This is a genomic window from Streptomyces odontomachi (genome assembly GCF_024435355.1).
Taxonomy (GTDB): domain Bacteria; phylum Actinomycetota; class Actinomycetes; order Streptomycetales; family Streptomycetaceae; genus Streptomyces; species Streptomyces odontomachi.
The window spans coordinates 120544-142537 of sequence record NZ_JAMJWG010000016.1; the positions used below are offsets into that span (position 1 = coordinate 120544).

Sequence of the window (21994 nt, forward strand, 5' to 3'; positions counted from 1 at the left end):
TCCTTCCGTTCGCGCCGGGCGGGTCACTTGAGCGCTCCCGTGAGGAGGCCGGCGGTGAGTCTGCGCTGGCTGACCAGGAAGATGACGAGGATGGGCAGGGTCGCAAGGGCCGCCAGGGCCATGAGCCGTCCCCACTCGGTCCCGTAGAGGCTGATCTGCTGGGCCAGCAGGGCGCTGATCGGATAGCCCTCGGGAGTGGTGAGCAGCGTGGTGCCGTAGATGAACTCGCCCCACGAGATCATGAAGACCATCACCGCGACCGTGACCACGCCGTTGCGCGCCATCGGGACGATCACGCTGAAGAACATCCGCGGCAGCGAGGCCCCGTCGACCAGCGCCGCCTCCTCCAGCTCCGGAGGGACGGAGAGGAAGAACGGCCTCAGCAGCAGCACGGCGAACGGGATCTGCAACGCCGTGGTGGCCAGCACCACCCCGAAGATGGTGTTGGTCAGGTGCACGTCGGCCAGCAGGCTGTAGAGCGGGATGACGGACATCGGCTGCGGCACCATCTGGAGCACGATCATGATGCCGAGGAACACCGCGGTCGCCCGTGACCAGGCCCTGGTGCGGCGCCGGGCCAGACCGTACGCCGCGGGCACCGCGAGGAGCACGGTCAGCAGCGTCGTACCCGCGGCGATCTGGGCGGAGTTGAGCAGCGCGGGGACGGCGTCCGCGAGGACGGCGCGGTAACTGTCCAGCGTGGGAGAGAAGAGCAGTCCGGAGGGGTTGCTGAGCACCTCGGACCTGGACTTCAAGGACGTGGCCAGCAGCATGAGCACCGGCACGAGATAGCCGACGAGCAGGACGACCCGCCCGACGGCTCCCACCCGGTCGCGCTGGTGGGGCCCGCCCACCACGGGACGGTTGCGCGGGCCGGGGCGCCCACCCGGGCGGGACGCGGGGACGAGGGTCACAGCGACAGCTCCTTGCGTGCGGTGCGCAGGTAGACCAGGCCAAGGCCGAACACGATGAGCAGCGAGACGCTGGCGACCACGCTGCCCTGGCTGAAGTCGAACTTGGTGAAGGTGTCCCGGTAGGCCAGGAACGGCAGGGTGGCCGTGGACGTGCCGGGCCCGCCGCCGGTGAGGACGTAGATGAAGTCGAAGCTGCGGAACCCGTACATCACCGTGAAGACCGCGAGGATCAGCAGGGTGGGCCGCAGCAGCGGCAACGTGATCCTGAGGCGGGTCTGCCACAGCCCCGCGCCGTCGATCGCCGCCGCGTCGTAGAGCTCCGCCGGGATGCTGAGCATCGAGGACTTGATGAGGATGACGCTGAACGGCAGGCTCGCCCAGGCCGCCACGATCGACACCGACCAGATGGCCAGGGCTGGGCTGCTGAGCCACGGTACGGGGCCGAGGCCGGCCAGCCCGAGACTGCTGTTGACCAGCCCGTCGTCGGCGAAGAGGAACTTCCAGACGTTGCCGATGACCACCGGCGGGGTGGCCCAGATGAAGACCATGACCCCCTGGAGCACCCCCGCCCCGCGCAGCGGGCCGGTGAGCCAGCAGGCCGCGAGGAAGCCGACGACCACGTTGACGACGAGGAGGAAGGCGGTGAAGTAGGCGGTGGCCAGCAGCGAGGTCCAGAACTCGTCGCCGGTGAGGACCGGGGCGTAGTTGGCGAACCCCACCCAGTGCCAGCCGTTGAGCAGGGTGCGCGGAGTGATGTCGCTGAGCCCCATGCGGATCAGCACGAGCAGCGGCAGCGCGGACAGCGCCACCATGAACAGCACTGCGGGGCCCACGTACCAGCCCATGGTCCAGCTCCCCAGCCGCGCTCCGGCGCCGGCGCCGGTCCGCCGGCGCGCCCGGGGTCCCGGGGCCGCCGGGGACGGGGCGGACGAGGGGACGTGCCTGGTCGGTGTCTCAGCAGCCACCGCCGCCCTCCTCGAAGTCGTCGTGGATCTTGTCGCGCAGTTGCCGGGCGGCCTGGGCCGGGTCGAGCTTGCCGCCGACCAGCGAGCTGAAGACGGTGCCGAGGTCGGTCTGCGCGTCCAGGGTGTTGCGGTTCTGCGGCCAGGGCCGCAGCGCCGTCGGGCCGAGGGCCGTCAGGAAGGGCCGGGCCAGCTCGCTGCCGCTCACCTCGGGTTCCCGCTGCGCGTCGCGCCGGGTCGGCAGCGCGCCGCTGGCCCGGAACGTGGCGAGTTGCCCCTGCCGGGAGAGCGTGGCCGTGCGCAGGAAGTCCCACGCCAGGTCCTTGTGCGCGCTGTAGGCGCCCACGCCGACCGACTCGCCGGCGAACGACGCGTGGGAGCCCGCGGAGCCGGCGGGCACCATGGTGGATCCGTACCGGAAGCCGGGGTGCCCGGCCTGCAAGGCGCCGACCTCCCAGCTGCCGCCCATCACGAAGGCGTACTTCCCGGTGGTGAACTGCTGGAAGGAGTCCTCCGGGCCGAGCGCGGCGGCGCTCGGGGACAGGTAGCCGTGCCGCCGCCAGGAGTCGATGCGCGTCAGGACCCGCTGGGTGGCGGGTGAGTCGATGGTGCAGTAGTTCACGCCGTCACCGAGCAGCCAGTACACGAGCTGCCAGGCGCTCTGCACGTTGGGCTGCGCGCTGAAGGCGAGCGGGCGGTAGCGCCCGTCGGCGGCGATCCTGGCCATCGCCGACTCCAGCTCGGTGACCGTACGGGGCGGCTTGAGCCGGTACTTCGCCAGGATGTCCTGGTTGTACCAGAACCCGAGGTCGTTGAAGCGCCAGTGCAGGGCGTACAGGTGCCCGCCGTCCTTCCAGAGCGCCTCCTTCTGGAAGACGCCCCGGTCGGCGTAGTGCTGCCAGCGGTCGCGCAGGTCGGTGTAGACGCCCGCCTGGGACAGCAGCGCGAAGTCGGCGACCGGGTTGCCGATGATGACGTCGGGCCCCTCCCCGGTCCCGCCGGCGGCGAGCAGCTTGGGGCCGAACTCGTTGATGGGGATCGAGACGTAGCGGACGGGGACGTGCGGGTACCGCTGGTGGAAGAGGGTGGTGAGGCCGGCGAGGGTGTGGTCGGTGTCGGAGTCCTTGAGGTAGGTCCACACCGTCAGTCCCCCCGCGCCGGCCCCGTCGCCGGCGAGCGAGGCGCGGGTGACGACGCATCCGGTGAGCGCGAGGCTCAGCAGGATCCCCAGTCCCGTGGTGACCAGACGGCGGGTGGCTCGGCCTGTGCTGCGGTGGATGCGCATCGGACCTCTGCTGGGGTGCGGAAGGCGCGGTGGCGCAGGAGGTGTACAGCGCACCACGACGCCGGCCCTGGCCGGTCACCGCGGTGTGCGTCGACCGCGATTTATGTCGAGCGTCAACGTAATCGTGGCGAAATCCCGCGTCAATAACCTGGTTTCGATCAGCTCCCGAATAATTGGCGGCCGGCTCGGCGGGGTCGGCAGGGCGGAGCCGGCCGCGCCGGTGCAACGCCGTCCGTCAAGCGTCGTCGCCCGGCCGCGCGGGTGCCGGCACGGCTGCGACGGGGCCCGGTGCCGCCGGCACCCGGTACAGGGCCGGGACGCCGACCAGCGGGCCGACCCCCAGCAGCAGGAAGGCCCAGCGCCAGCCCACCACGCCGGACACCAGCGGCAGCACCCAGATGGAGGCCGCGCTCACCGCGTACCCGAGCGCCATCTGCGTGGTCAGTGCCGTCCCCACGGTCCGCGCTGACGCGAAGTCCCCCACCAGGGCGGAGTACATCGGGGAGTCCCCGATGATCGTGACGCCCCACAGCACGAGCACCGCCACCACCACCGGCTCGGGCGCGTCCGGCAACAGCGGCGTCAGCAGGCAGCAGAGTCCGGAACAGGCCAGGCAGGCCATCGCCACCCGGGCGCGCCCCCACCGGTCGGCGGCCCATCCGGCGGCGAGGCAGCCGACCACGCCGCTCGCCCCGATCACCAGGAAGGCGCCCCGGGACGGCGTCAGCAGGACGTCCAGCGGCGAACCGTTCCTCGCGCAGCGGGCCGTGAGGGACGGCAGCCACGTCCACATCGCGTACAGCTCCCACATGTGGCCGAGGTACCCGAGCGTCGCGAGGCGCTGCCGGCGGTCCCGCAGCAGCGCCCACACGGCGTCACGCCGCGGCGGCCGCGCGGGCGGCACGTACGGCCCGAGCCGGCATCCCAGAGCGAGCAGCCCGGCGAGTGCGGCGGCCCCGGCGGCGCAGGACAGCAGCGCCCGCCAGCCCGGCAGCGGCAGGTCGAGCGCGAGGCGCGGAGAGGCCGTGCCCAGGGTGAGCGCGGCGACCACGGTGGCGACGGCGGTGCCCCGCCGGGCCCGGTACCAGGACGTCACCACGCGCATCCCGGGCGGGTAGACGCCGGCGAGCGCGACCCCCGTGGCGGCGCGCAGGGCGAGCGTCGGGCCGTACCCGAGGTCGAGCACGACGGGTGCCACCGTCGTGAGCGCGGTGAGCAGCGCGCTCGCTGCGATCAGGAGGCGCGGCGCCACCCGGTCGGTCAACCGGGCGAGCGCGGAGGCCACCGCGCCTGCGGCGAAGCCGAGTTGCACGGCGCCGGTGAGCCAGGAGGCCTGCCCGGCGTCGATGTGCCACTCGGCCCGCAGGTCGCCGATGACGGCGGAGACGCTGAACCAGCAGGAGATCGCGAGGATCTGGACGGCCGTGACGAGGGCGAGCTGGCCACCGGCGCCGGTCCGCCGCACCGATCCGTGGGCCCCGGGTGCACCGCGCTGGCCAGCGGCAGGGCGGCCCCGGTTGTCCCGGTGAGGAGCCGCCGGCCCGCGCGTGCCGCCCGGCAGCCGCAGGCGGGCGCCCCGCAGCCTCACGCGGGCACGGACCCGCTGACGAGACGGTCGACGTGCCGCGGGCTGAGGGTGTGCTCGATGACGGCGAGGGCCGCGCCCCGGACGCCGGCGCGCTCGCCGAGGCGGGCGGGTTCCAGCACCAGCGGGCGGGCCGCGGACGGCAGCGCGGCACGGTAGATCGCCTCGTGCATCCCGGCGAGGAACTGGTCGCCGGCGTCGACGAGATAGCCCCAGGCGGTGATCACGTCCGGGTTCAGCAGGTTCACCATGGCGGCCACCACCTCCCCCGTCTGCCGCCCGGCGCGGCGCAGCGCCTGGCTGGCCTCCACCACGCCCGACCGGGCGAGCGCGGCGAGGTCGCGGGCCGAGTGGGCCTCGAACCCCTGCCGGCCCAGGGACTCGGCCAGCGCCGCGCCACCGGCGACCGTGTTGAGGCAGCCGGTGCTCCCGCAGGTGCAGGGCAGATCGGAGTCGCGCACCTTCACATGCCCGATCTCCCCGGTCCGGCCGGCCGCGCCGCGCACGATCCGCCCCTCCACGACCAGGCCGCACGCGATGACCGTGCCCACCTTCAGGCACAGGAACATGCGGGACTCGGGCCAGTAGGCCTCGCGTTCGCCGAGGGCCATCAGGTTGACGTCGCGGTCGACGAACACGGGACAGCCGAAGACCTCGGAGAGCCGTTCGCCGAAGGAGGAGGCCGACCACGAGGCGCCGCCGTCCCCGGGCGAGCCGTAGAACTCCACCTCGCCCGGGAGGCCGATGCCGATCCCGAACACCCGGGTGCCCGCACGGCCCGCGTTCGCAAGAGCCTGCGCGAACCCCTTCTGGAGCAGGTCGCACAGGGCGTCGGGGCCCGCGGCGAGGTCCTGTTCCAGCTGCTCGCTGCCGAGCACCTCGCCGGCCAGGTCGGTCACGGCCACGCGGACCCCGCTCACCCCGACCTGCCCCGTCAGGGTGACGCCTGCGGACGGGTTGAAGGCCCATCGGGCAGCGGGCCGCCCGCGCCCCTGGGAGGTCTCCGTGCCCGAGGTCACCAGGCCGTGCCGGCCGAGGATGTCGAGCCGCTCGGCGACGGTGGAGCGCGCCACCCCGAGCGCGGCCGCGAGGTCCGACGTGCTGCTCGCCGGGGACCGTCGCAGGAGGTCGAGGACCTCGCCGGCGCGCGCGAAGCGCGGCGGCACGGGGGAGGCGTCGGGCGGGGGCGTCATCCAGAGTCCACGCTCGGAGTCCATGACGCGATACGGCTGCTTCGACACAGAACGACGATACACCGACCGAACATCTCTTGTTGACGTCGATTTCCCCACTAAATATGTTGCTCATCGACGAAAATGATCGAGTAGGGAATCCAGCAGGAGAGAGGTACCCATGTACACGCGGGCACAGGTACTCAAGCGGCTTCGCGCCCAGGTCGGTGCGGGACACCCCCTCGTCGGGGCCGGCGCGGGCAGCGGCATCTCCGCCAAGTACGCCGAACGCGGCGGCGCCGACCTCATCCTGGTCTACAACTCGGGCAAGTTCCGCATGGCCGGACACGGTTCCAACGCGGGCCTGCTCGCCATCGGCGACGCCAACGCGATCGTGCTGGAGATGGGCGAACGTGACGTGCTGCCGGTGGTGCGCGAGACTCCCGTGATCGCCGGGGTCAACGGCACCGACCCGACCAGGGTCATGCCCATCTTCCTGGCCCGGGTGGCGGACACCGGGTTCAGCGGCGTCATCAACTTCCCCTCCCACGGCCTCCTCGACGGCCGGTGGCGGCAGAGCCTGGAGGCCACCGGCTTCGGCTACGACCGTGAGGTGGAGATGATCCGCACCGCCCACCGCCGCGACCTGTTCACCCTGTCCTACTCCTTCACCCCCGACGAGGCGCGCGCCATGGCGGACGCGGGCGCCGACGTGGTGGTGGCGCACATGGGGCTCACGACCGGCGGGGAGATCGGGGCGCAGGGCTCGTGGGCGAAGTCGCTCGACCAGTGCGCGGTCCTCATCAACGAGATCGCCGAGGCGGCCCGGGCCGTCAACCCCGAGGTCATGGTGGTCTGCCACGGCGGTCCGTTGGAGACCCCCGCCGACGTCCGGGCGGTCCTCGCCGAGACCGATGTGCAGGGGTTCATCGGGGCCTCCACGATGGAGCGGCTTCCCGTGGAGACCGCGATCGAAGGCGCCGTCCGCGGCTTCAAGGACCTCGCCCTGCGGTAGGCGGAATCCGGGCGTGCACCGGCGCTTGACTTCATGTCCACGTGAAGTCGCAGCCTGACGCCCATGTCCGAGACCGAGTCCGTGAACCAGTCCGTGAACCAGCCCGTGAACCAGTCCGTGAACCAGCCCGAGAACCAATCCGAGAACGGGTCCGAGAACCAGGAAGCGGTGGCCGCACGCCGCGACACCGAGGCCCTGTTGTCCGTCCTCGACGCGGCGGACCGGGTGCCGAGCGCCGCCCGGCTGCGGGTCCGCTCCTACGAACTCCTCGCCCTCGTCCCGGGCTCGACCGTCGTGGACGTGGGGTGCGGCGCCGGGCGCGCCGTCGCCGAACTGGCCGACCGCGGCGTCCACCCCGTGGGGGTGGACCCCGACCCGGGGATGCTGGCCGCGGCGCGCGACCGCTGGTCGACCGGCGAGTTCCACCGGGCGACGGCGGAGGACCTGCCGTTCCGCGACCGCAGCGTGCGCGGCTACCGTGCCGACAAGGTCTTCCATGTGCTCGACGAGCCCGAGCGCGCCGCTGCGGAAGCCCGCCGCATCCTCAGCCCCGGCGGCCGGATCGTCCTGACCGGGCAGGACTGGGACGCGTTCATGATCGACGCGGCTGACGCGGCCCTCACCCGCACCATCGTGCACGCCCGAGCCGACCTCCTCGGCGCACCCCGCGCCGCCCGCCGGTACCGCACCCTCCTCCTGGACGCCGGGTTCGTCGACGTCACCGTCGAGGTGCACACCCATGTGTTCACCGACGCCTCGATGCTGCCGCTGCTCGTCAGGATCGCCGAGGCGGCCTGCGCGGGCGGCACGGTCCGCCGGGAGGAGGCCGACGAGTGGCTCGCCGACCAGCGACGACGCGCGGAGTCCGACCGTTTCCTGCTCGCCGTCCCGATCTTCGTGGCAGCCGCGTCCGCGCCCGCCTGACGCGCAGACGCCGGCGTCTGACGCGCAGGCCCGGCGCGCGTCGGGCCGCCGGGTGGCGCCGGGTGGCCGTCCGACGCGCGCCGGAGCGCAGGTCGGCCGGCCACCCGGCAGGAACTCACCCCGCCAGCGTCCACGTCTGTGCGGAGGTGCCGTTGCAGTCCCAGATCTGCAATCGCGTCCCGTCGTCCGTGGCGGACTGCGGAACGTCCAGGCAGCGCCCCGAGGCGGGGTTGACCAGCGCCCCGCCGCCCTTCGCCCACCACTGCTGGGCTCCGGTGCCGTTGCACGACCAGAGCTGGACGAGGGTGCCGTTGGCGGTGCCGCTGGTGACGACGTCCAGGCACTTGCCGAACGCGCGCAGCGTGCCGTCGGAGGCGAGCGTCCACTTCTGCGCGTCCGAGCCGTTGCAGGTCCACAGCTGGACGGCCGTGCCATCCGCCGTGCTGCTCTGGTTCACGTCGACGCACTTGCCGGCGATCCCGGTGATGGGCCCGGTGACCGGGTCCTTCGGGCCGACGTCGAAGGACGGCGGGGCGTCGGCGGGGTCACTGCCCCAGGTGGTGGCCGTCGAGGACAGCGTGTAGTCGAGCGTGCCGCCGCCGGTGACGAACGACTCGGGCAGCCACGGCTTGCTGCTCGCCGCACCGTTCACCGCGAGCGACGTGACGTACTTGCTGGACTCCGAGGCCTGCGGGGCGTTGATCGTGATGACCTTGCCGTTGCCCCGGGTGATCACGGTGGTCGGGAACAGCGGGCTGGCCAGCGCGAGCTCGGCGCGCCCCGGCGCCTCCGGATACATGCCGAGGCTGGCCCACACCGACCACGACGCCATCTCGCCGAGGTCGTCGTTGCCGACCTCGCCGTCAGGGGTCGCCTTGAAGACCGTCGTCAGCGCCCGGCGCACCACGTCCTGCGCCTTGGCCGGGGCGCCCGCGTAGTCGTACGCCCACGGGGTCTCCAGCGTCGGCTCGTTGCCGAGATACGCGTACGGGCTGCCGGGTCCGGCGTTGAGTTTGGTGAAGAAGTCGTCCAGCCGGGAGCGCACCGCCGTGTCGCCGCCCATCGCGTCGAACAGGCCGCGGTAGTTCCACGGCACGGCCCAGGTGTACTGGGCCGCGTCGCCCTCCACGTACTCGTTCTCCTGGGTGGGGCTGAACGCGGGCCAGGTGTGGTCGGCGTTGCGCGGCTTGAGGTACTTCTGGCCGGACTCGAAGAGGTTGCGCCAGTTCTCCGCACGGTGCAGGAACGTGTCATGGGTCGAGGTGTCGCCGACCCGCCCGGCGAGCTGGGAGACGGCGAAGTCGGCGCCGGCGTACTCCAGGGTCGTGGCGGCGCTGCCCCAGACACCCGAGGCGCCGGACCTTATGAAGCCCAGGCTGTCGTAGTCACCGTGCCCGGGACGTTCCCGGTCGTCGGAGGCGCCCGCCACGGCCTGGCGCACCGCGGCCGACGCGTCGAAGTCCGTGCCGCCGAAGGCGTAGATGCTCGCCTCGATCGACGGCAACGGATCGCCGTTCATCACGCCCGTACCGCCGTTGGCCAGCGTCCAGCGGTCCGCGTAGCCGGCCTGGGCGGCCTGGTTGACCGCCGACTGGGCGATGTCGGAGGCCTCCTTCGGCGCGAGCAGCGCCACGAGTTGCACCTGGGAGCGGTAGACGTCCCAGCCCGAGAAGTCCGCGTACTGGGCGTGCCCGGCGGCGACCGTGTGCACCGCCTTGTCGAAGCCCATGTACTGGCCGTTGACGTCGCTGAAGACGCTCGGGTGCAGCAGCGAGTGGTACAGGCCGGTGTACAGCACCTGCTTCTGGGTGGTGGTGCCGCCGGTGACCGAGATCCGGCCGAGCATGTCGTTCCACGCGGCGCGGCTCTTGTCCCGCATGGCGTCGAAGCCGGTGCCGCCCTGCTCCGCCACCTCGTTGGCCTGGGCGCCTGCCAGGCTGACGAAGGACACGCCCACGCGCACGGTGACCGACGGGTCGGCCGAGGTGTCGAAGGAGACCAGTCCGAGCGCGCCGGCCGCGGCGGACCCGGTGGACTCGGTGGACTTGGCGGACTTGGCGGACTTGGTGGACGAAGCCGAGGGGTGGCTCTGCCGGACCTTCTTCGTACCGGCCGCGTTCTGGCTCGCCACGGTCTTCGGCGCCTGCTGTGCCACACCGGCCGTGTGACCCGAGACCGACCTGCGCGAGGTGTCGAGCTTCCCGTCGGACAGCACGCCCGACGTGGTGAAGTCATGGTCGAAGGTGGCGTGGAAGTACACCCGGTAGCGGTTGCCCGCACCGCAGAAGCCGCCGCTGTCGGAGTACCCGGACACCGTGTTGGTGCCGATGCTCAGCGAACCGCTGGCCGCGTTGAACGCCTTGGCCGCGTCGATCGTCAACGACGCCTGCTGACCGGCCGGGTAGGTGAACCGCGCCGTGCCCGAGTGCTGTGCGGCGGTCAACTCGGTGCGCAGCCCGTTGTCGAACGTCACGGCGTACGAGCCGGGTGAAGACGACTCGTCGGCGTGGTCGAAGGTGGAGTAGTCCACGGGTGAGGAGCCGAGGACCGGCATGAACGGGATGTTGCCGTAGTCACCGCAGCCGGCACCGGAGATGTGCGTGAGGCTGAAGCCGCGGATGCGGTTGTCGTCGTAGTAGTAGCCGCCGTGCTGGTACTGCACGGTGTCCGGGCTCCACTGCACCATGCCGAACGGCGCACTGGCCCCGGGGAAGGTGTTCCCTGCCCCGCCCCCGTTGCCGTAGTCCACGTCGCCGGGCTGCGTGCCGACGAACGGGTTCACGTACTGGGCGGGATCGTCGATCGCGGCCGGTGCGGCCCGGTGCACCTGCGCGGGCACGCCGTCGAAGGGCGCGGCGGCCGCGGTGGTGGCCACGGCGGCGGTCAGTAACAGCGCGGTGCCTGCGGAGAGCGCGACGCGGGGCCAGGTCCGGAGGCGGGGTCTGGGTCTGGGGGCGGGGGTTTCGTGCTCGCGTGTCAAAGGAGCTCCCTGACATCGTTGTCAAATTGCGGGACAACCTTCAGGGAAGCGACATGTTCATGCCCAGTCAAGGTGTCGAACCGGTCGAACAGGCGGAGCCCGCCGTGCCGTGACGGCCTGCTCGGCCGGGGCGACACACTGGGAACGGCCGCCGAACCACCACGACGACGATGCGCGGGTGGCCCGTCGCCGATGACTCCGCGGCCGCCGGTTCAGGCGGCCAGCCGCCGCAGGGTCTCCTGGAAGGAGGCCGTGCCCTTGGGCGGCCGGTTGTGCGGGAGCTTGGCGAGGACGGCGGCCATGCCGCAGGTGTTGGTGACACCGGAGAAGACCAGTCCGGCGCCGACGGCTCCGGACAGCCAGTGCGCGCGGGACCTGGCGAGCCCGGCGGCGAAGCCCAGGACGACGAGCGATCCGGCGGCCAGGCGGACCTGGCGGTCCATGGGCCAGGTGGTGCGGGCCCCTGCGGGCCGCTCGACGTCGTGTCCGGCCGCCGCCCAGGCACTCGTGCCGCCGTCCAGGGTGGCCGCCTCGATGTCCAGCGCGGCCAGCTGTGCGCAGCCCTTGGCCGAACGGGCTCCGGAGGCGCACACCACCAGCAGGGGGCCGCGTGCGGCGGTGGTCCGCAGGGCGTCGGCGGCCTCGCCCAGGCGGTCCAGGGGGATGTTGTGGGCGCCCGGCAGATGGCCTGCGGCGTACTCGCCGGGCGAGCGCACGTCGACAATGGTGTATTCGCCGTAGCCGGTGGCCGCCTGGCCTGGGGTGATGACGGTGGGGCTGATCACGAGACACTGCCTTTCAGTGGTTGGTGCCCCTCCACGGTAAAATACCCAGAGGGGTATCCAGAGGAGGGTGTGTGCAACTCGACATGACGGCCGACGAGCTGAAGTCGGCACTGAACCGGTTGCGGCGGGCCCAGGGCCAGCTCGCGGGGGTCATCCGCATGGTCGAAGAGGGCCGGGACTGCGAGGACGTCATCACGCAGCTGGCCGCCGTCTCCCGCGCCCTGGACCGGGCCGGGTTCTCGATCATCGCGACGGGCTTGCAGCAGTGCATGACCAGCGAGGACCCGGAGATACGGGACTCCGCCCAGATGCGCGCCCGCCTGGAGAAGCTCTTCCTGTCGCTGGCCTGAGCGCCGAACCTGAGCACCGGTGGCACCGGTCCTGAGCGCCGAACCTGAGCACCGGTCCTCAGACCGGTCCCGGCTCCCGCGAGGCCTGTGATGACGGCCACCCGGACCCGAATCCGTCCCGGTCGGCCGCCGCAGGCCCGCGGTGTGTCACAGCAGGGCGCCGATCCCCATGGCCACGGCGACCACCAGCAGCATGCCGCCGAAGACACGCTGCAACGCGACCGGCGACACCTTCGCGGCCAGCCGCCTGCCGTCCCAGGCGCCCAGGATCGCGGTCGCGGTGAACGGCATGATCAGGGTCCAGTCGAGCGTCGTGGCGGTGGCCGCGCGGGCGGCCAGGGCCACCAGCGCGTTCGCGACGACGACCAGCAGGCTGGTGCCCACCGCCGCGCTCATCGGCACGGCGAGCACGGCCACCAGCGCCGGGACGGCGAGAAAGCCGCCGCCGACCCCGAGGAAACCGGTCACCGCACCGAGACCGGCCCCCGCTCCGGCCGCACGCGGTGCCGACACCCTCCCGCTCCCGCAGGGCGCGCCGCGCCGCAGCATGCGCACGGCGGCCAGCACGGCGAGCGCGGCGAAGGCGAGCGTCAGCACGGTGGCCGGGAGGTGTGCGGACAGGGTTCCCGCGGCCGCGGCGGGCACGAGTCCGGCCGCGGCGAACAGCAGTCCGGCCCGCCAGCGCACCTGCCCGGCGCGGGCCTGGGCCAGCAGCGCGGTGAGCGATGTGATGATCACGATCACGAGGCTGGCGGTGGTCGCCTCGGCAGGGCTGAATCCGAGCAGATAGATCAGGGCCGGAACGGTCAGGATGCTGCCGCCCGCGCCGAGGGAGCCCAGGGCCAGGCCGACGAACGCCCCCGCGACCAGGGCGAGGATCAGCACGGTCATATGACCGTGCCCGCCGCCCCGTTCCCGTCCCGTACGGGTAGGCCCTGCCGGGCCCAGGCCGTCATGCCGCCGGTCACGTCCACCGCCTGCACTCCGCGCCCGGCCAGGAGGCGGGCCGCCCGCTGGGAGCGGTTGCCCGAGCGGCAGATCAGGACCGGACTGCGCCCGTCACGGCAGCCGGGCACGTCCGCCGCACCGGCGGTCAGCAGCGACAGCGGCAGGTGCAGCGCTCCGGGCACGTGACCGGCCGCGTACTCGTGCGTCTCACGGACGTCGAGCAGGACGGCGGTGCCTTCCTGTGTCATGCGGTGGGCCTGGGCGGGAGTGACGCGGCTGGGGATACGTCGGGAGAAGAGCCGCTGAGCGAGGAGTGCAAGTCGGGAGAAGAGCATCTGATCGTTCCTTGAGTGATGCCCCCGCCTGCCGCCCTACGGGCGATCAGGCAGACGGGCGCCGTGCTGTGCAGTGCAGTGCCGGGTGGCCACGGCGAGCTTCAGCTCCGGGTGGCGCGGCGGGCTTCAGCTCCCGGTGCGTGCGGCGAGCACCAGTCCGGCGTCACCCGCGGCGGCGTAGCCGTCGTCGACGGCGACCACGGCACGGCCCGCGGCGTCGAGCACGGAAGCGGCGATCGCCGCCCGCATGCCGCCCGCGCAGTGCACCCACACCGTGCCCGCGGGCACCTCGTGCAGCCGCTGGTAGAGCTGGTGGACGGGGATGTGCACGCTGCCCTCGATCCAGCCGCCGGCCCGTTCGGCGGCCCGGCGCACGTCCAGCACCACGACGTTCTCGCCCCGCTCGCGTGCGGCGGCGAGATCGGCGAAGGTCGCCCGCCGGAACGACGTCAGCGGGGCCTGCTCACTGCCCCAGTCGGCCGGGGAGCCCACGGCCGCGGCGGCCGGGCGGTCGATGCCCACGCGAGACAGTTCCCGCTGGGCGCGGGTGATCTCCTCGGCGGTCCGCGCGAGCAGCGTCACCGGCTTGCCCCAGGGGACCAGCCACGCCAGATAGGTCGCCAGCTGCCCTTCGACCTCGAAGTTGAGCGAACCGGCGACATGCCCCTGGGCGAAGGCCACCCGGCTGCGCAGGTCGATCACCCACTCGCCCGCCGCCAGCCGCCGCGCGATCTCCGCCGCGTCGGCGCGCGCCGGCTCGGTCAGGTCGATCGGTACGGGACCGGCGGCGTTGGCCGGTGCCATGTGCGCGTAGTAGGACGGCACGTCGTCGAGACCGGCCAGCAGCTCCTCGACGAAGGTGTCCACGTCCTGGGCCAGCGCCGGGTTGGACGCCTTCTCCGCGCCGATGGTGGTGTGCCGACCGCTCGCCTGGGTGGCAGAGCAGAAGCTGCCGAACCCGTGGGTGGGCAGTACCGCGACCTCGTCGTCGAGCTCGTCGGCCAGCCGGTGCGCTGAGGCGTGCTGGGCCCGCGCCAGCTGCCCGGTCAGCCGGGGTTCCACCAGGTCGGGCCGCCCCACGCTGCCGATCAGCAGCGACCCGCCCGTGAAGGCGGCCACCGCCCGGCCGTCCTCCTGGAGGACGTACGAGGTGTGGTGCGGTGTGTGCCCCGGGGTGGCCACGGCGCGCAGCGCAAGGCCCGCATCGATCTCGGCCACGTCCCCGTCCGCGACCGGAACCCTGGCATACGCCACCGTCGCGGCGGCCGGCACCAGGTAGCGCGCGCCGGTGAGGCGGGCCAGCTCCAGGCCGCCGCTCACGTAGTCGTTGTGCACATGGGTCTCGGCGACCGCGACGATCCGTACCCCGCGCTGCGCCGCTGCGGTGATCACCCGGTCGATGTCCCGGGGCGGGTCCACCACCACCGCGGTCCGGTTTCCGCCCGCCAGGTAGCTGCGGTTGCCCAGGCTTCCGGTTTCCAGGATGTCTGCGAAGTACACGGCCTCTCCCTCGTCGGATTGGTACCCCCCGGGGTATCTGCCAGCCACTTCACCGTAACAGATATACCTAGGGGGGTATTCTGAGGAGCGGTGCGGCGCCGGTCACGCGAGCCGCAACGCCGCGAGCGCCATCGAGCGAATAACAAGAGTTTTGTTAAAGTAGTCCCATGGCCGCCACCCCAGACCCCGCGCCCGGCGAAGGCCCCGTCCGCCCGGTCTCCGTCTCCCTCCACGAAGGCACCATCGCCGCCCTCAAAGCACGCACCGGCAAGCGCGGCATGTCCGCTTACGTCGAAGCCCTCATCCAGCGCCAACTCGAACGGGACCGGGTGCGCGAACTCATCGAAGACGCGGAGACCGAGCACGGACCGGTGGATCAGGCAGCGGTCGAGGCCAAGCGGGCCGTGCTGCGCGGCGACACGGCCGGCTCGGCGGACGCCGCGTGAGCGGCACCCTCGTCCTGGACTGCGAAGGCCTGTCCAAACTCGTACGACGCACACCCGAACTCACCGAATGGCTCGCCGCGGCCGAAGCCGAGGACGTCCGCGTCGTCACCAGCTCCGTCACCCTCGTCGAAGCCCGCGACCCCAGGACCAACCAGGCCCGCTTCGACTACGCCGTCTCCCGCGTCAACATCATCGCGCCCACCGAAGCCATCGCCCGCCACGCCAGCAGACTCCTCGCCGCAGCCGGACTCCACGGCCACGAGTACGCCCTCGATGCGACCGTCGCCGCCACCGCGATGGCCTCCCCCTCCCCCGTGACCGTCCTGACGTCCGACCCCGAGGATCTCCTGATGCTGTGCAGCTCCGGCGTCCGAGTGATCAAGATCTGACGTAATGCGATGCCGGCGCGGCCCGTGCCCTGGACGGGAAGCGGACCCGCGCGGCCGGCGCCTCCGCCCTCTAGCAGCATTCCTCGGAAGCCACAACAACGGGCCCGCGGTGCGACGGGCGCGGCTAGCCTGGTCGGACGACGCGCTCAGGCGTGTGAGGGGGCAGACCGTTGGCGGAGTCCGTGATCGGCATGGCGCGTCTGTGCCTCAACCTTCCCCGACTGCGGCGGAAGGCCACCCTGTTGGGCCGGTCGGCGGAGGTGGACGCGCTGGTGAGCAGGGCGCAGACCGGCGGAGTGACTGAGGACGAAGTCATCGACCTGGCCCTTCGACTCGGTCTCCCGGACACCACGCTGCGGAGCATCCCGCTGCTACCGGGCGCCTCCGGAGGTTCACCGGTCGGGGAGTTGTTCGACTGCCCCAGGGAACAGGGCCGGTGCAGCCGCGAGGAGTGGCTGGCGCCGAGTGCTCCCGTCCCTGAGTGCGCCCTGCACCCGGACCACCCCGCGGAACTGCGTCGGCGGATCCTTTCGTAGGCCGGCGTCGTGAGCGCGTTCTTCGGTGAGTTGGCCAAACGGCTGGCCGAGAAGTGGCTGACCCTTCTCGCGCTGCCTGGCGTGTTGCTGTTGGCGGTGTCCGCTGCCGCCGCGACGCTCGGGTTCCGCCACGCTCTGGACGTCCGTCGCCTTCTCCAGAGCAGCGAGGCGCTGGTCGGTCACGCCGACCGCACCTCGTTCGCCGCCGTCGTGCTCGCCGTGGCCGGCCTGCTGATCGCCGCGGCGGCCGTCGGACTGCTCGCGCAGGCGGCGGGGGCAGGCGTGCGGCGGACGTGGCTGGCGACCGCGCTGGTCGGGCGGGGCGCCTGCGCCCGGTGGGGGGCCGGGTCCGCCGCGGGCACCACGAGGTGCCGCAGTGCGTCGCGGTTCTGCGGAGTCGCCTGCCGGCGTTGCCGCTGGGAAGCCGCCCAGGAGGCGTACGAGTCCGCTTGGGCCGCGGACGCGTCCGCCGAGGTGTTGAGCGCGCTGGCCCTGCGCCGCAACCGGATCTGTCTGGCGCAGCCCAGGCGACGCACGTGGATGGGTGATCAGGTCACGGCGGCCGAGACCCGGATCCGCAACCGCTACGGTCTGGACGTGGCGCACGTCTGGCCCCGCCTGTGGCTTGTCCTGCCGGACGGTGTGCAGCAGGAGTACCGGGACACCAGGGGCGCGTTCGACCGCGCGTCCGTCCTCGTCGGCTGGGGGCTGCTCCACTTCGTGATCGTGGTGGGGACCTGGTGGTGGCCCGCCCTGGTGATCGGGTGCGGAACCTGCTTCGTCGGCTGGTTGCAGGGCCGGCACGCCATAGCGGCCCTGGCCGGTCTCACCGAGGCGTGCTTCGACCTGCACGCCCGGGATCTGGCGACGGCCATGCACCTGCCGGTCGAGGACGGACCACTCAGTAAGCCCATGGGCCGGGACCTCAACGCCCGGCTGCGCAAGGGAGCGTGATGCCGCGAGATCTCCCTCCCACGCTGGACCGGCTGGTCTCGGCGCTCGACCGGTATCTCCGCACCCACGACGCGGACATCATCGAGTCGGCCGAGTTGCGGGAGAGCGCCGCGGAACTGTCCGACCGGTTGTTCGGCGACCTCACCATGCACGCGATGGTCGGCCGGTACCACTGGCTCTGCCACGGGCATGAACCAGCGGACGGCGAGCACCTTGCGGCCGCGCTGGGGCACTTCCAGATGGTCTACGACGCCATCCCGGTCCCGTTGCTCGACCTGCTGGCCCGCCGCAGGGCCGAGGGCACCTCCGCCCAGGCGCACCTGAACGAGCTGGGCTCCCGGGCCACGCAACTGCTTCAGGCGGGCCTGGAGGGCAAGGACAGCGCACGCCTTCAACAGGCCATGTCGCTCTTCGACGTCGCCTTGAGCCTCGCCCCCGCCGGACATCCCCAGCGCCCCCTGGTGCTCGCCGGACTGGGCGCGGCGTCCACCGAGCTGTACCACCACACCCATGACGCGGGAGACCTGGACCGGGGCATCGAGTGGACCGGTGCGGCGGCCCGCACCATGCCTCCCGAAGACCCCCGCCGTGGCCAGACATGGGGCAACCTCGCGACGGCACTGCTGCGCCGGCACGAGCACGCCGGCTCACCCGCCGACCTGGACGGCGCCATCGATGCGCTACGGCAGAGCCTGCTGAGCGGACCGGCCGACGACCCGGAGCGGCCCGCCCAGCTCATCCGGACGGCAGAGGTGCTGCACGACCGCTTCGCGGCGACCCGGGCACCCGCCGATCTCGACGAGGCCATCGACCTGACCCGCCAGGCGTTGGCCGGCCCCGGACCGGCCCCGCAGGTGCGTGCCGGCTGGCTCTCCAACCTCGCCGCGACTCTGCAAGCACGGGCCAAGCTCACCGACGACCTCCGTGACGTGGACCAGGCGATCGAGGCCTGCCGGCAGGCGGTCGCCCTCCCCGTCACCGGCGGTACGAGGGCGACGGCGCTCACCAACCTGAGCACCGCGCTGCAACTGCGCTTCCAGACCACGCGCGACCCGGCCGAGCTGGACGAGGCCGTCACCGCCGGCGAACGGGCGGTGTCCGGGCTCTCCGTCGAGCACGCCCGTTACGCGGACTGCGCACACAACCTGAGTGCCGTGCTCCAGCGGCGGGCCGAGGGCACCGGCAGCCCGGAAGACATCGCCGAGGCGATCCGGCTGAGCAGCCTGGCCGTCGCCCGGACACACGAGGACTCCCCGCAGCGACCCGTGCGGCTGAGCGGCCTGGGGACTGCGCTCCAGGCCCGCTTCCAGGTGACCGGTGCCGTTGCCGATCTCGACGAGGCCGTCCGGTCGCTGCGCGAGGCCGTGGCCGGCGGCGACCCCGACGAAGAGCAACACCTGGCGCTCGTCTCGAATCTGGGAGCGCTGCTGAGAGCACGGTTCGAGCAGACCGCCGATCCGGAGGCCCTCGCCGAGTCCCTGGCGCTGGCCGAGCAGGCACTCGACGCGACGCCCACCGGTCACCGGTACCGGGCCACGTATCTGTCGAACCTCGGTGAGGTACTACAGGCCCGCTCCGAACGCGGCCGTGAGGGGAGCGATCTCGACCGGGCGGTGGCGCTGCTTCGCGAGGCGACGGCCGAAAGCCCGCCTGGACCACGCCGCGCCGATTCCCAGGACGCTCTTGCCAAGGCATTGGTCACCCGTTACGCGCACAGCGCCGACCCGGCCGACCTGACGGACGCGATCGGGCTCACCGAGGCCGCCCTGGCGACCGTGCCCGCGGGGCGCCCGAAGCGCGGGACGTTTCTGCTCTCCCTGGGCGTCAAACTCCTCGAAGAGCACCGCCGCACCCATGCCCCGTCCCTCCTGGAACGTGTGATCGCGCTCTGCGAGGAGGCGATCCCGCTCATCCCGGCGGCTCACTCCGATCATCCAGCCGTCCTGGCCACGCTCGGCAGGGCGCACCTGGCGCGGTTCAACGGCACGAAGGAGCCGGCCGCCGCGGACCGCGCCATCGACTTCCTCGGCCGGGCGGCAGCGGACGGCCGGGGCAGCGCCGCGACCCGGGCCCGGTACCTGAGCAGCCTCGCCCTGGCCTACCGGTCCCGCGCCCGGCACACCGACGACCCGGTCGACCTGGATCACGCCGTGGGCTGTGCCGAGCAGGCCACTCGGGCGCTCTCCGCCGACGATCCGCAACGGGCGACGACGTGGCACGACCTTGCCACCGCCCTGATCGAACGGGCGGAGCACAGGGGCGCCGGTGCTGACCTGGACCAGGCCGTCGCGGCGGCAAGGCACGCCGTGACCGAGACACCCGAAGACGACCCCGAACGTGCGGAACGGATGTCCTGTCTGGGAGTGGCTCTTGAACTACGGTTCGACGGCTCCGGCGACCCGGCGGATTTCGACGAGGCGCTGAGCCTGGGCCGCACAGCGGTCGCGCTCTCCGCCGCGGACCCGGACAGGCAACCCGTGTTCCTGACGAATCTGGGTGTCCGGTTGCTGACCCGCTTCCGCAGGTCGGCCGATGTGGCGGACCTCAACGAGGCCGTCGAACACGGTCGGCGCGCGCTGGCCGGCACGGCGGCCGCGGGCGACCACCATGTCACGGCCCTGTCGAACCTGGCCGTCCTGCTGTCCAGCCGCTTCGGCCATCTCGGGCACAGCGACGATCTCCAGGAGGCCATCGCCCTGAACCGCCGGGCGGTGGCAGCGGCCCGGGTCGGCTCCGGGGCCATGGCGATGGCCCTGGCCAACCTCTGCTCCGTGCTGCGGTCCCGGTTCGAGTCCGAAGGCGAGCGCACCGACCTCGACGAGGCGATCGAGGCGGGGCGCGAAGCGGTGGACCTGACGCCCGCCGGCCATACGAAGCGCCCGTCCTACCTGTCCATGCTGGCCAACGCGCTGGGAACGCGTTTCGGGCACGGCGGCGACCCCGCCGACGGCGAGCTGTCCATCACGCTCTCCCGGCAGGCACTGGACGCCGTACCGGTGAACGACCCCGGCCGCGGCTTGTACCTGTCCAATCTCGGCATCCGGCTCCAGGCCGAGTTCGACCGGTCCCAGAACGGTGCGGCGCTGGACGAGGCCATCGTGCTCGCCCGTGACGCGGTCGCGGCGACCAGGCCGGACGACGCGAGAAGTGCCGCGTACCTGAGCAATCTGGCCACGGCGTTGCGGGTACGACACCGGACGACGGGCGAAGCGGCCGATCTGGAGGAGGCGGCAGACCTCTACCGGCGGGCCGGGCAGATGTCCGAGGCCACACCGGAGTTGCGCTGTGCGGCCGGCCGGCTGTGGGCCGTCGCGGAGGCCGACCGGGAGAACTGGGCCGGCGCCGCCGGGGGCTTCGCGCTCGCCGTGGAGCAGTTACCGCTTCTCGCCGATCGGAACCTGACCGATGCCGACCGTCGGCGACGGACGTCGGAGCTTCCGAATCTGGCCGCTGCCGCCGCGGCGGCAGCCATCAACCACGGTGACCTCGGCGTGGCGATGACCATGCTGGAACACGGCCGGGGCCTGCTCCTCGCCGACATCCTGGACACGCAGATCGACCTCAGCGAGCTACGGGACCGCGACGCCGCGCTTGCGGATCGCTTCGAACGGGTCCGGAACGACCTCAGCCACCAGTCCTTCCTGCGGCAGTACGGTCCGGAGGAACCCGCCGACGGCCAAAGCCTCGACACGCTCCACCGGTTGGCAGCGGATCTGGTGCACACCCTCTCCCGCATCCGGACGATCCCGGGCCTGGAGCGCTTCCTGCTGCCCCCGCTCCTGCCCACGGTCGCACCCGCCGCCACGGACGGACCGGTCGTGGCCATCAACATCAGCATCTACCGGTGCGACGCTCTGGTGCTCACCCCGGACGGCGAGGTCCTCCTGGTGCCGTTTCCCCACCTCACCATGGACCGGGTCGTCGAGTGCGCGCTCACCGTCTTCCGGGCGACCGGCGCTCCGGACGAGGACTCCAATGACGTCCTGCACGAGCAGCTGGCGTGGCTGTGGGATGAGATCGCGGAGCCGGTGCTGGAGCGCCTGGGATACGACCGGCCGCCTGGACCCGGCCAGCAGTGGCCACGGCTGTGGTGGCTCCCCACCGGCCCCGCCGCGCAGTTGCCGTTGCACGCGGCCGGTCGGCACCGCGCGGGTGGTGCGTCAGGAGGGCGCACCGTGCTCGACAGGGTGATCTCGTCGTACACCCCCACCCTGCGCGCCCTGCACCACTCCCGGACCAGGGCGACGGACACACCGACGAACGCGGACGTGCTGGCCGTGGCCATGCCGGACACCCCGTATCTCGTCGAGGCGCCGCTACCGAGGGCCCAGGAAGAGGCGGCGCTGGTCACCCGTGCCCTCCAGAGCTCGAGCGGACCGCTGATCGGTCCCCAGGCCACCTGCGCCGAGGTACTCGGACGGCTGGCCACCGCGTCCTGCGCTCATTTCGCCTGCCACGCCGCGAGCGACCTGGGCGATCCGTCCGCGAGCTATCTGCTTCTGCACGATGGCCTGATCTCGGTCAGGGACATCGCACGTATGACCCTGGAGCGACCGTGCCTGGCCTACCTGTCCGCATGTTCGACCGCCCGCTCCCCGTTGCTCTCCCACGATGACGCCGTGCACATCTCGGCTGTCTTCCAGGCGGTGGGTTACCACCATGTGGTCGGCACCCTGTGGCCGATCAGCGACTTCATCGCCCCACGGGTCGCACAGTCCGTCTACTCGAAGGTCGCCAGCCAGCCGGAGCAGGTCGCCCACGCACTCCACGAGACCCTGCACGATTTTCGGAAACGGTACCTTGAGAGCCCTCTGACCTGGGCTTCCCATATCCACATCGGACCTTGAGGCACCCCTGGCCGTGCCACGCACGACCGGAACAGCGCCGGGGTGCGCGACCCACGATCCGTGATCG

18 protein-coding genes are annotated in these 21994 nt (G+C 72.3%); 8 read left to right on the forward strand and 10 right to left on the reverse strand.

Annotation, left to right across the window (positions count from 1 at the left end; translation table 11 throughout):
* Positions 1-23: 23 nt before the first annotated feature.
* From NQO67_RS29025 to NQO67_RS29045, 5 genes are all read right to left on the reverse strand, one after another.
* Positions 24-914: a carbohydrate ABC transporter permease gene (locus tag NQO67_RS29025; RefSeq protein ID WP_255953263.1), complete on the reverse strand. Its 891-nt coding sequence runs from the start codon at positions 912-914 to the stop codon at positions 24-26.
* Entirely contained in the window at positions 911-1879 is a 969-nt protein-coding gene (locus tag NQO67_RS29030) for a carbohydrate ABC transporter permease (protein WP_255953264.1), read from the reverse strand. Before NQO67_RS29030 ends, NQO67_RS29025 begins: the two co-directional genes overlap by 4 nt.
* On the reverse strand, positions 1869-3161 hold the full coding sequence (locus NQO67_RS29035) for an ABC transporter substrate-binding protein (protein ID WP_255953265.1): 1293 nt from the start codon (positions 3159-3161) through the stop codon (positions 1869-1871). Before NQO67_RS29035 ends, NQO67_RS29030 begins: the two co-directional genes overlap by 11 nt.
* 235 nt (positions 3162-3396) lie before the next feature.
* Positions 3397-4626, reverse strand: a complete 1230-nt coding sequence (locus NQO67_RS29040) for an MFS transporter (RefSeq protein WP_255953266.1) — start codon at positions 4624-4626, stop codon at positions 3397-3399.
* A gap of 119 nt (positions 4627-4745) precedes the next feature.
* Entirely contained in the window at positions 4746-5987 is a 1242-nt protein-coding gene (locus NQO67_RS29045) for an ROK family transcriptional regulator (protein WP_255953267.1), read from the reverse strand.
* A 112-nt stretch (positions 5988-6099) separates the two neighbouring features.
* On the opposite strand from NQO67_RS29045, the gene NQO67_RS29050 reads away from it, so the two are divergent.
* Both NQO67_RS29050 and NQO67_RS29055 read left to right on the forward strand, forming a co-directional pair.
* Positions 6100-6933, forward strand: a complete 834-nt coding sequence (locus tag NQO67_RS29050; RefSeq protein WP_255953268.1) for a phosphoenolpyruvate hydrolase family protein — start codon at positions 6100-6102, stop codon at positions 6931-6933.
* 63 nt (positions 6934-6996) lie between these two features.
* On the forward strand, positions 6997-7857 hold the full coding sequence (locus NQO67_RS29055) for a methyltransferase domain-containing protein (protein WP_308295710.1): 861 nt from the start codon (positions 6997-6999) through the stop codon (positions 7855-7857).
* A 115-nt stretch (positions 7858-7972) separates the two neighbouring features.
* On the opposite strand, the gene NQO67_RS29060 is transcribed toward NQO67_RS29055, so the two are convergent.
* Together NQO67_RS29060 and NQO67_RS29065 are read right to left on the reverse strand one after the other, a co-directional pair.
* The gene (locus NQO67_RS29060) at positions 7973-10837 is read right to left on the reverse strand and encodes a lectin (RefSeq protein WP_255953269.1); all 2865 of its coding nucleotides are present in this window, start codon (positions 10835-10837) and stop codon (positions 7973-7975) included.
* A gap of 212 nt (positions 10838-11049) precedes the next feature.
* Positions 11050-11622, reverse strand: coding sequence for a rhodanese-like domain-containing protein (locus NQO67_RS29065; RefSeq protein ID WP_255953270.1), 573 nt, complete (start codon positions 11620-11622; stop codon positions 11050-11052).
* A 71-nt stretch (positions 11623-11693) separates the two neighbouring features.
* Here NQO67_RS29065 and NQO67_RS29070 point away from each other — a divergent pair, with 71 nt between their 5' ends.
* Entirely contained in the window at positions 11694-11972 is a 279-nt protein-coding gene (locus tag NQO67_RS29070; RefSeq protein WP_308295711.1) for a metal-sensitive transcriptional regulator, read from the forward strand.
* Positions 11973-12119: 147 nt separating this feature from the next.
* On the opposite strand, the gene NQO67_RS29075 is transcribed toward NQO67_RS29070, so the two are convergent.
* The 3 genes from NQO67_RS29075 to NQO67_RS29085 all read right to left on the reverse strand — a co-directional run bounded on the left by NQO67_RS29075 (position 12120) and on the right by NQO67_RS29085 (position 14755).
* On the reverse strand, positions 12120-12863 hold the full coding sequence (locus tag NQO67_RS29075; RefSeq protein ID WP_255953271.1) for a sulfite exporter TauE/SafE family protein: 744 nt from the start codon (positions 12861-12863) through the stop codon (positions 12120-12122).
* A complete protein-coding gene (locus NQO67_RS29080; RefSeq protein ID WP_255953272.1) occupies positions 12860-13255 on the reverse strand; it encodes a rhodanese-like domain-containing protein in 396 nt (131 codons plus the stop codon). Before NQO67_RS29080 ends, NQO67_RS29075 begins: the two co-directional genes overlap by 4 nt.
* Before the next feature lie 126 nt (positions 13256-13381).
* Positions 13382-14755, reverse strand: coding sequence for a rhodanese-like domain-containing protein (locus tag NQO67_RS29085; RefSeq protein ID WP_255953273.1), 1374 nt, complete (start codon positions 14753-14755; stop codon positions 13382-13384).
* Positions 14756-14922: 167 nt separating this feature from the next.
* On the opposite strand from NQO67_RS29085, the gene NQO67_RS29090 reads away from it, so the two are divergent.
* The 5 genes from NQO67_RS29090 to NQO67_RS29110 all read left to right on the forward strand — a co-directional run bounded on the left by NQO67_RS29090 (position 14923) and on the right by NQO67_RS29110 (position 21927).
* Positions 14923-15201, forward strand: coding sequence for a hypothetical protein (locus NQO67_RS29090; RefSeq protein WP_255953274.1), 279 nt, complete (start codon positions 14923-14925; stop codon positions 15199-15201).
* The gene (locus tag NQO67_RS29095) at positions 15198-15590 is read left to right on the forward strand and encodes a DNA-binding protein (RefSeq protein ID WP_255953275.1); all 393 of its coding nucleotides are present in this window, start codon (positions 15198-15200) and stop codon (positions 15588-15590) included. The genes NQO67_RS29090 and NQO67_RS29095 overlap by 4 nt, the downstream gene beginning before the upstream one ends.
* A gap of 170 nt (positions 15591-15760) precedes the next feature.
* Entirely contained in the window at positions 15761-16126 is a 366-nt protein-coding gene (locus NQO67_RS29100) for a hypothetical protein (protein WP_255953276.1), read from the forward strand.
* Positions 16127-16135: 9 nt separating this feature from the next.
* Positions 16136-17080 (forward strand): hypothetical protein, encoded by a 945-nt coding sequence (locus NQO67_RS29105; RefSeq protein ID WP_255953277.1) that lies wholly within the window; start codon positions 16136-16138, stop codon positions 17078-17080.
* Positions 17080-21927, forward strand: a complete 4848-nt coding sequence (locus tag NQO67_RS29110; protein ID WP_255953278.1) for a CHAT domain-containing tetratricopeptide repeat protein — start codon at positions 17080-17082, stop codon at positions 21925-21927. Before NQO67_RS29105 ends, NQO67_RS29110 begins: the two co-directional genes overlap by 1 nt.
* Positions 21928-21994: the final 67 nt, after the last annotated feature.

Excerpts from the sequence above, each read along its gene's own strand:
- NQO67_RS29035 (WP_255953265.1), bottom strand. The coding sequence starts at position 3,161 with ATGCGCATCCACCGCAGCACAGGCCGAGCCACCCGCCGTCTGGTCACC.
- NQO67_RS29050 (WP_255953268.1), top strand. The coding sequence starts at position 6,100 with ATGTACACGCGGGCACAGGTACTCAAGCGGCTTCGCGCCCAGGTCGGT.
- NQO67_RS29055 (WP_308295710.1), top strand. The coding sequence starts at position 6,997 with ATGTCCGAGACCGAGTCCGTGAACCAGTCCGTGAACCAGCCCGTGAAC.
- NQO67_RS29075 (WP_255953271.1), bottom strand. The coding sequence starts at position 12,863 with ATGACCGTGCTGATCCTCGCCCTGGTCGCGGGGGCGTTCGTCGGCCTG.
- NQO67_RS29080 (WP_255953272.1), bottom strand. The coding sequence starts at position 13,255 with ATGCTCTTCTCCCGACTTGCACTCCTCGCTCAGCGGCTCTTCTCCCGA.
- NQO67_RS29090 (WP_255953274.1), top strand. The coding sequence starts at position 14,923 with ATGGCCGCCACCCCAGACCCCGCGCCCGGCGAAGGCCCCGTCCGCCCG.
- NQO67_RS29110 (WP_255953278.1), top strand. The coding sequence starts at position 17,080 with ATGCCGCGAGATCTCCCTCCCACGCTGGACCGGCTGGTCTCGGCGCTC.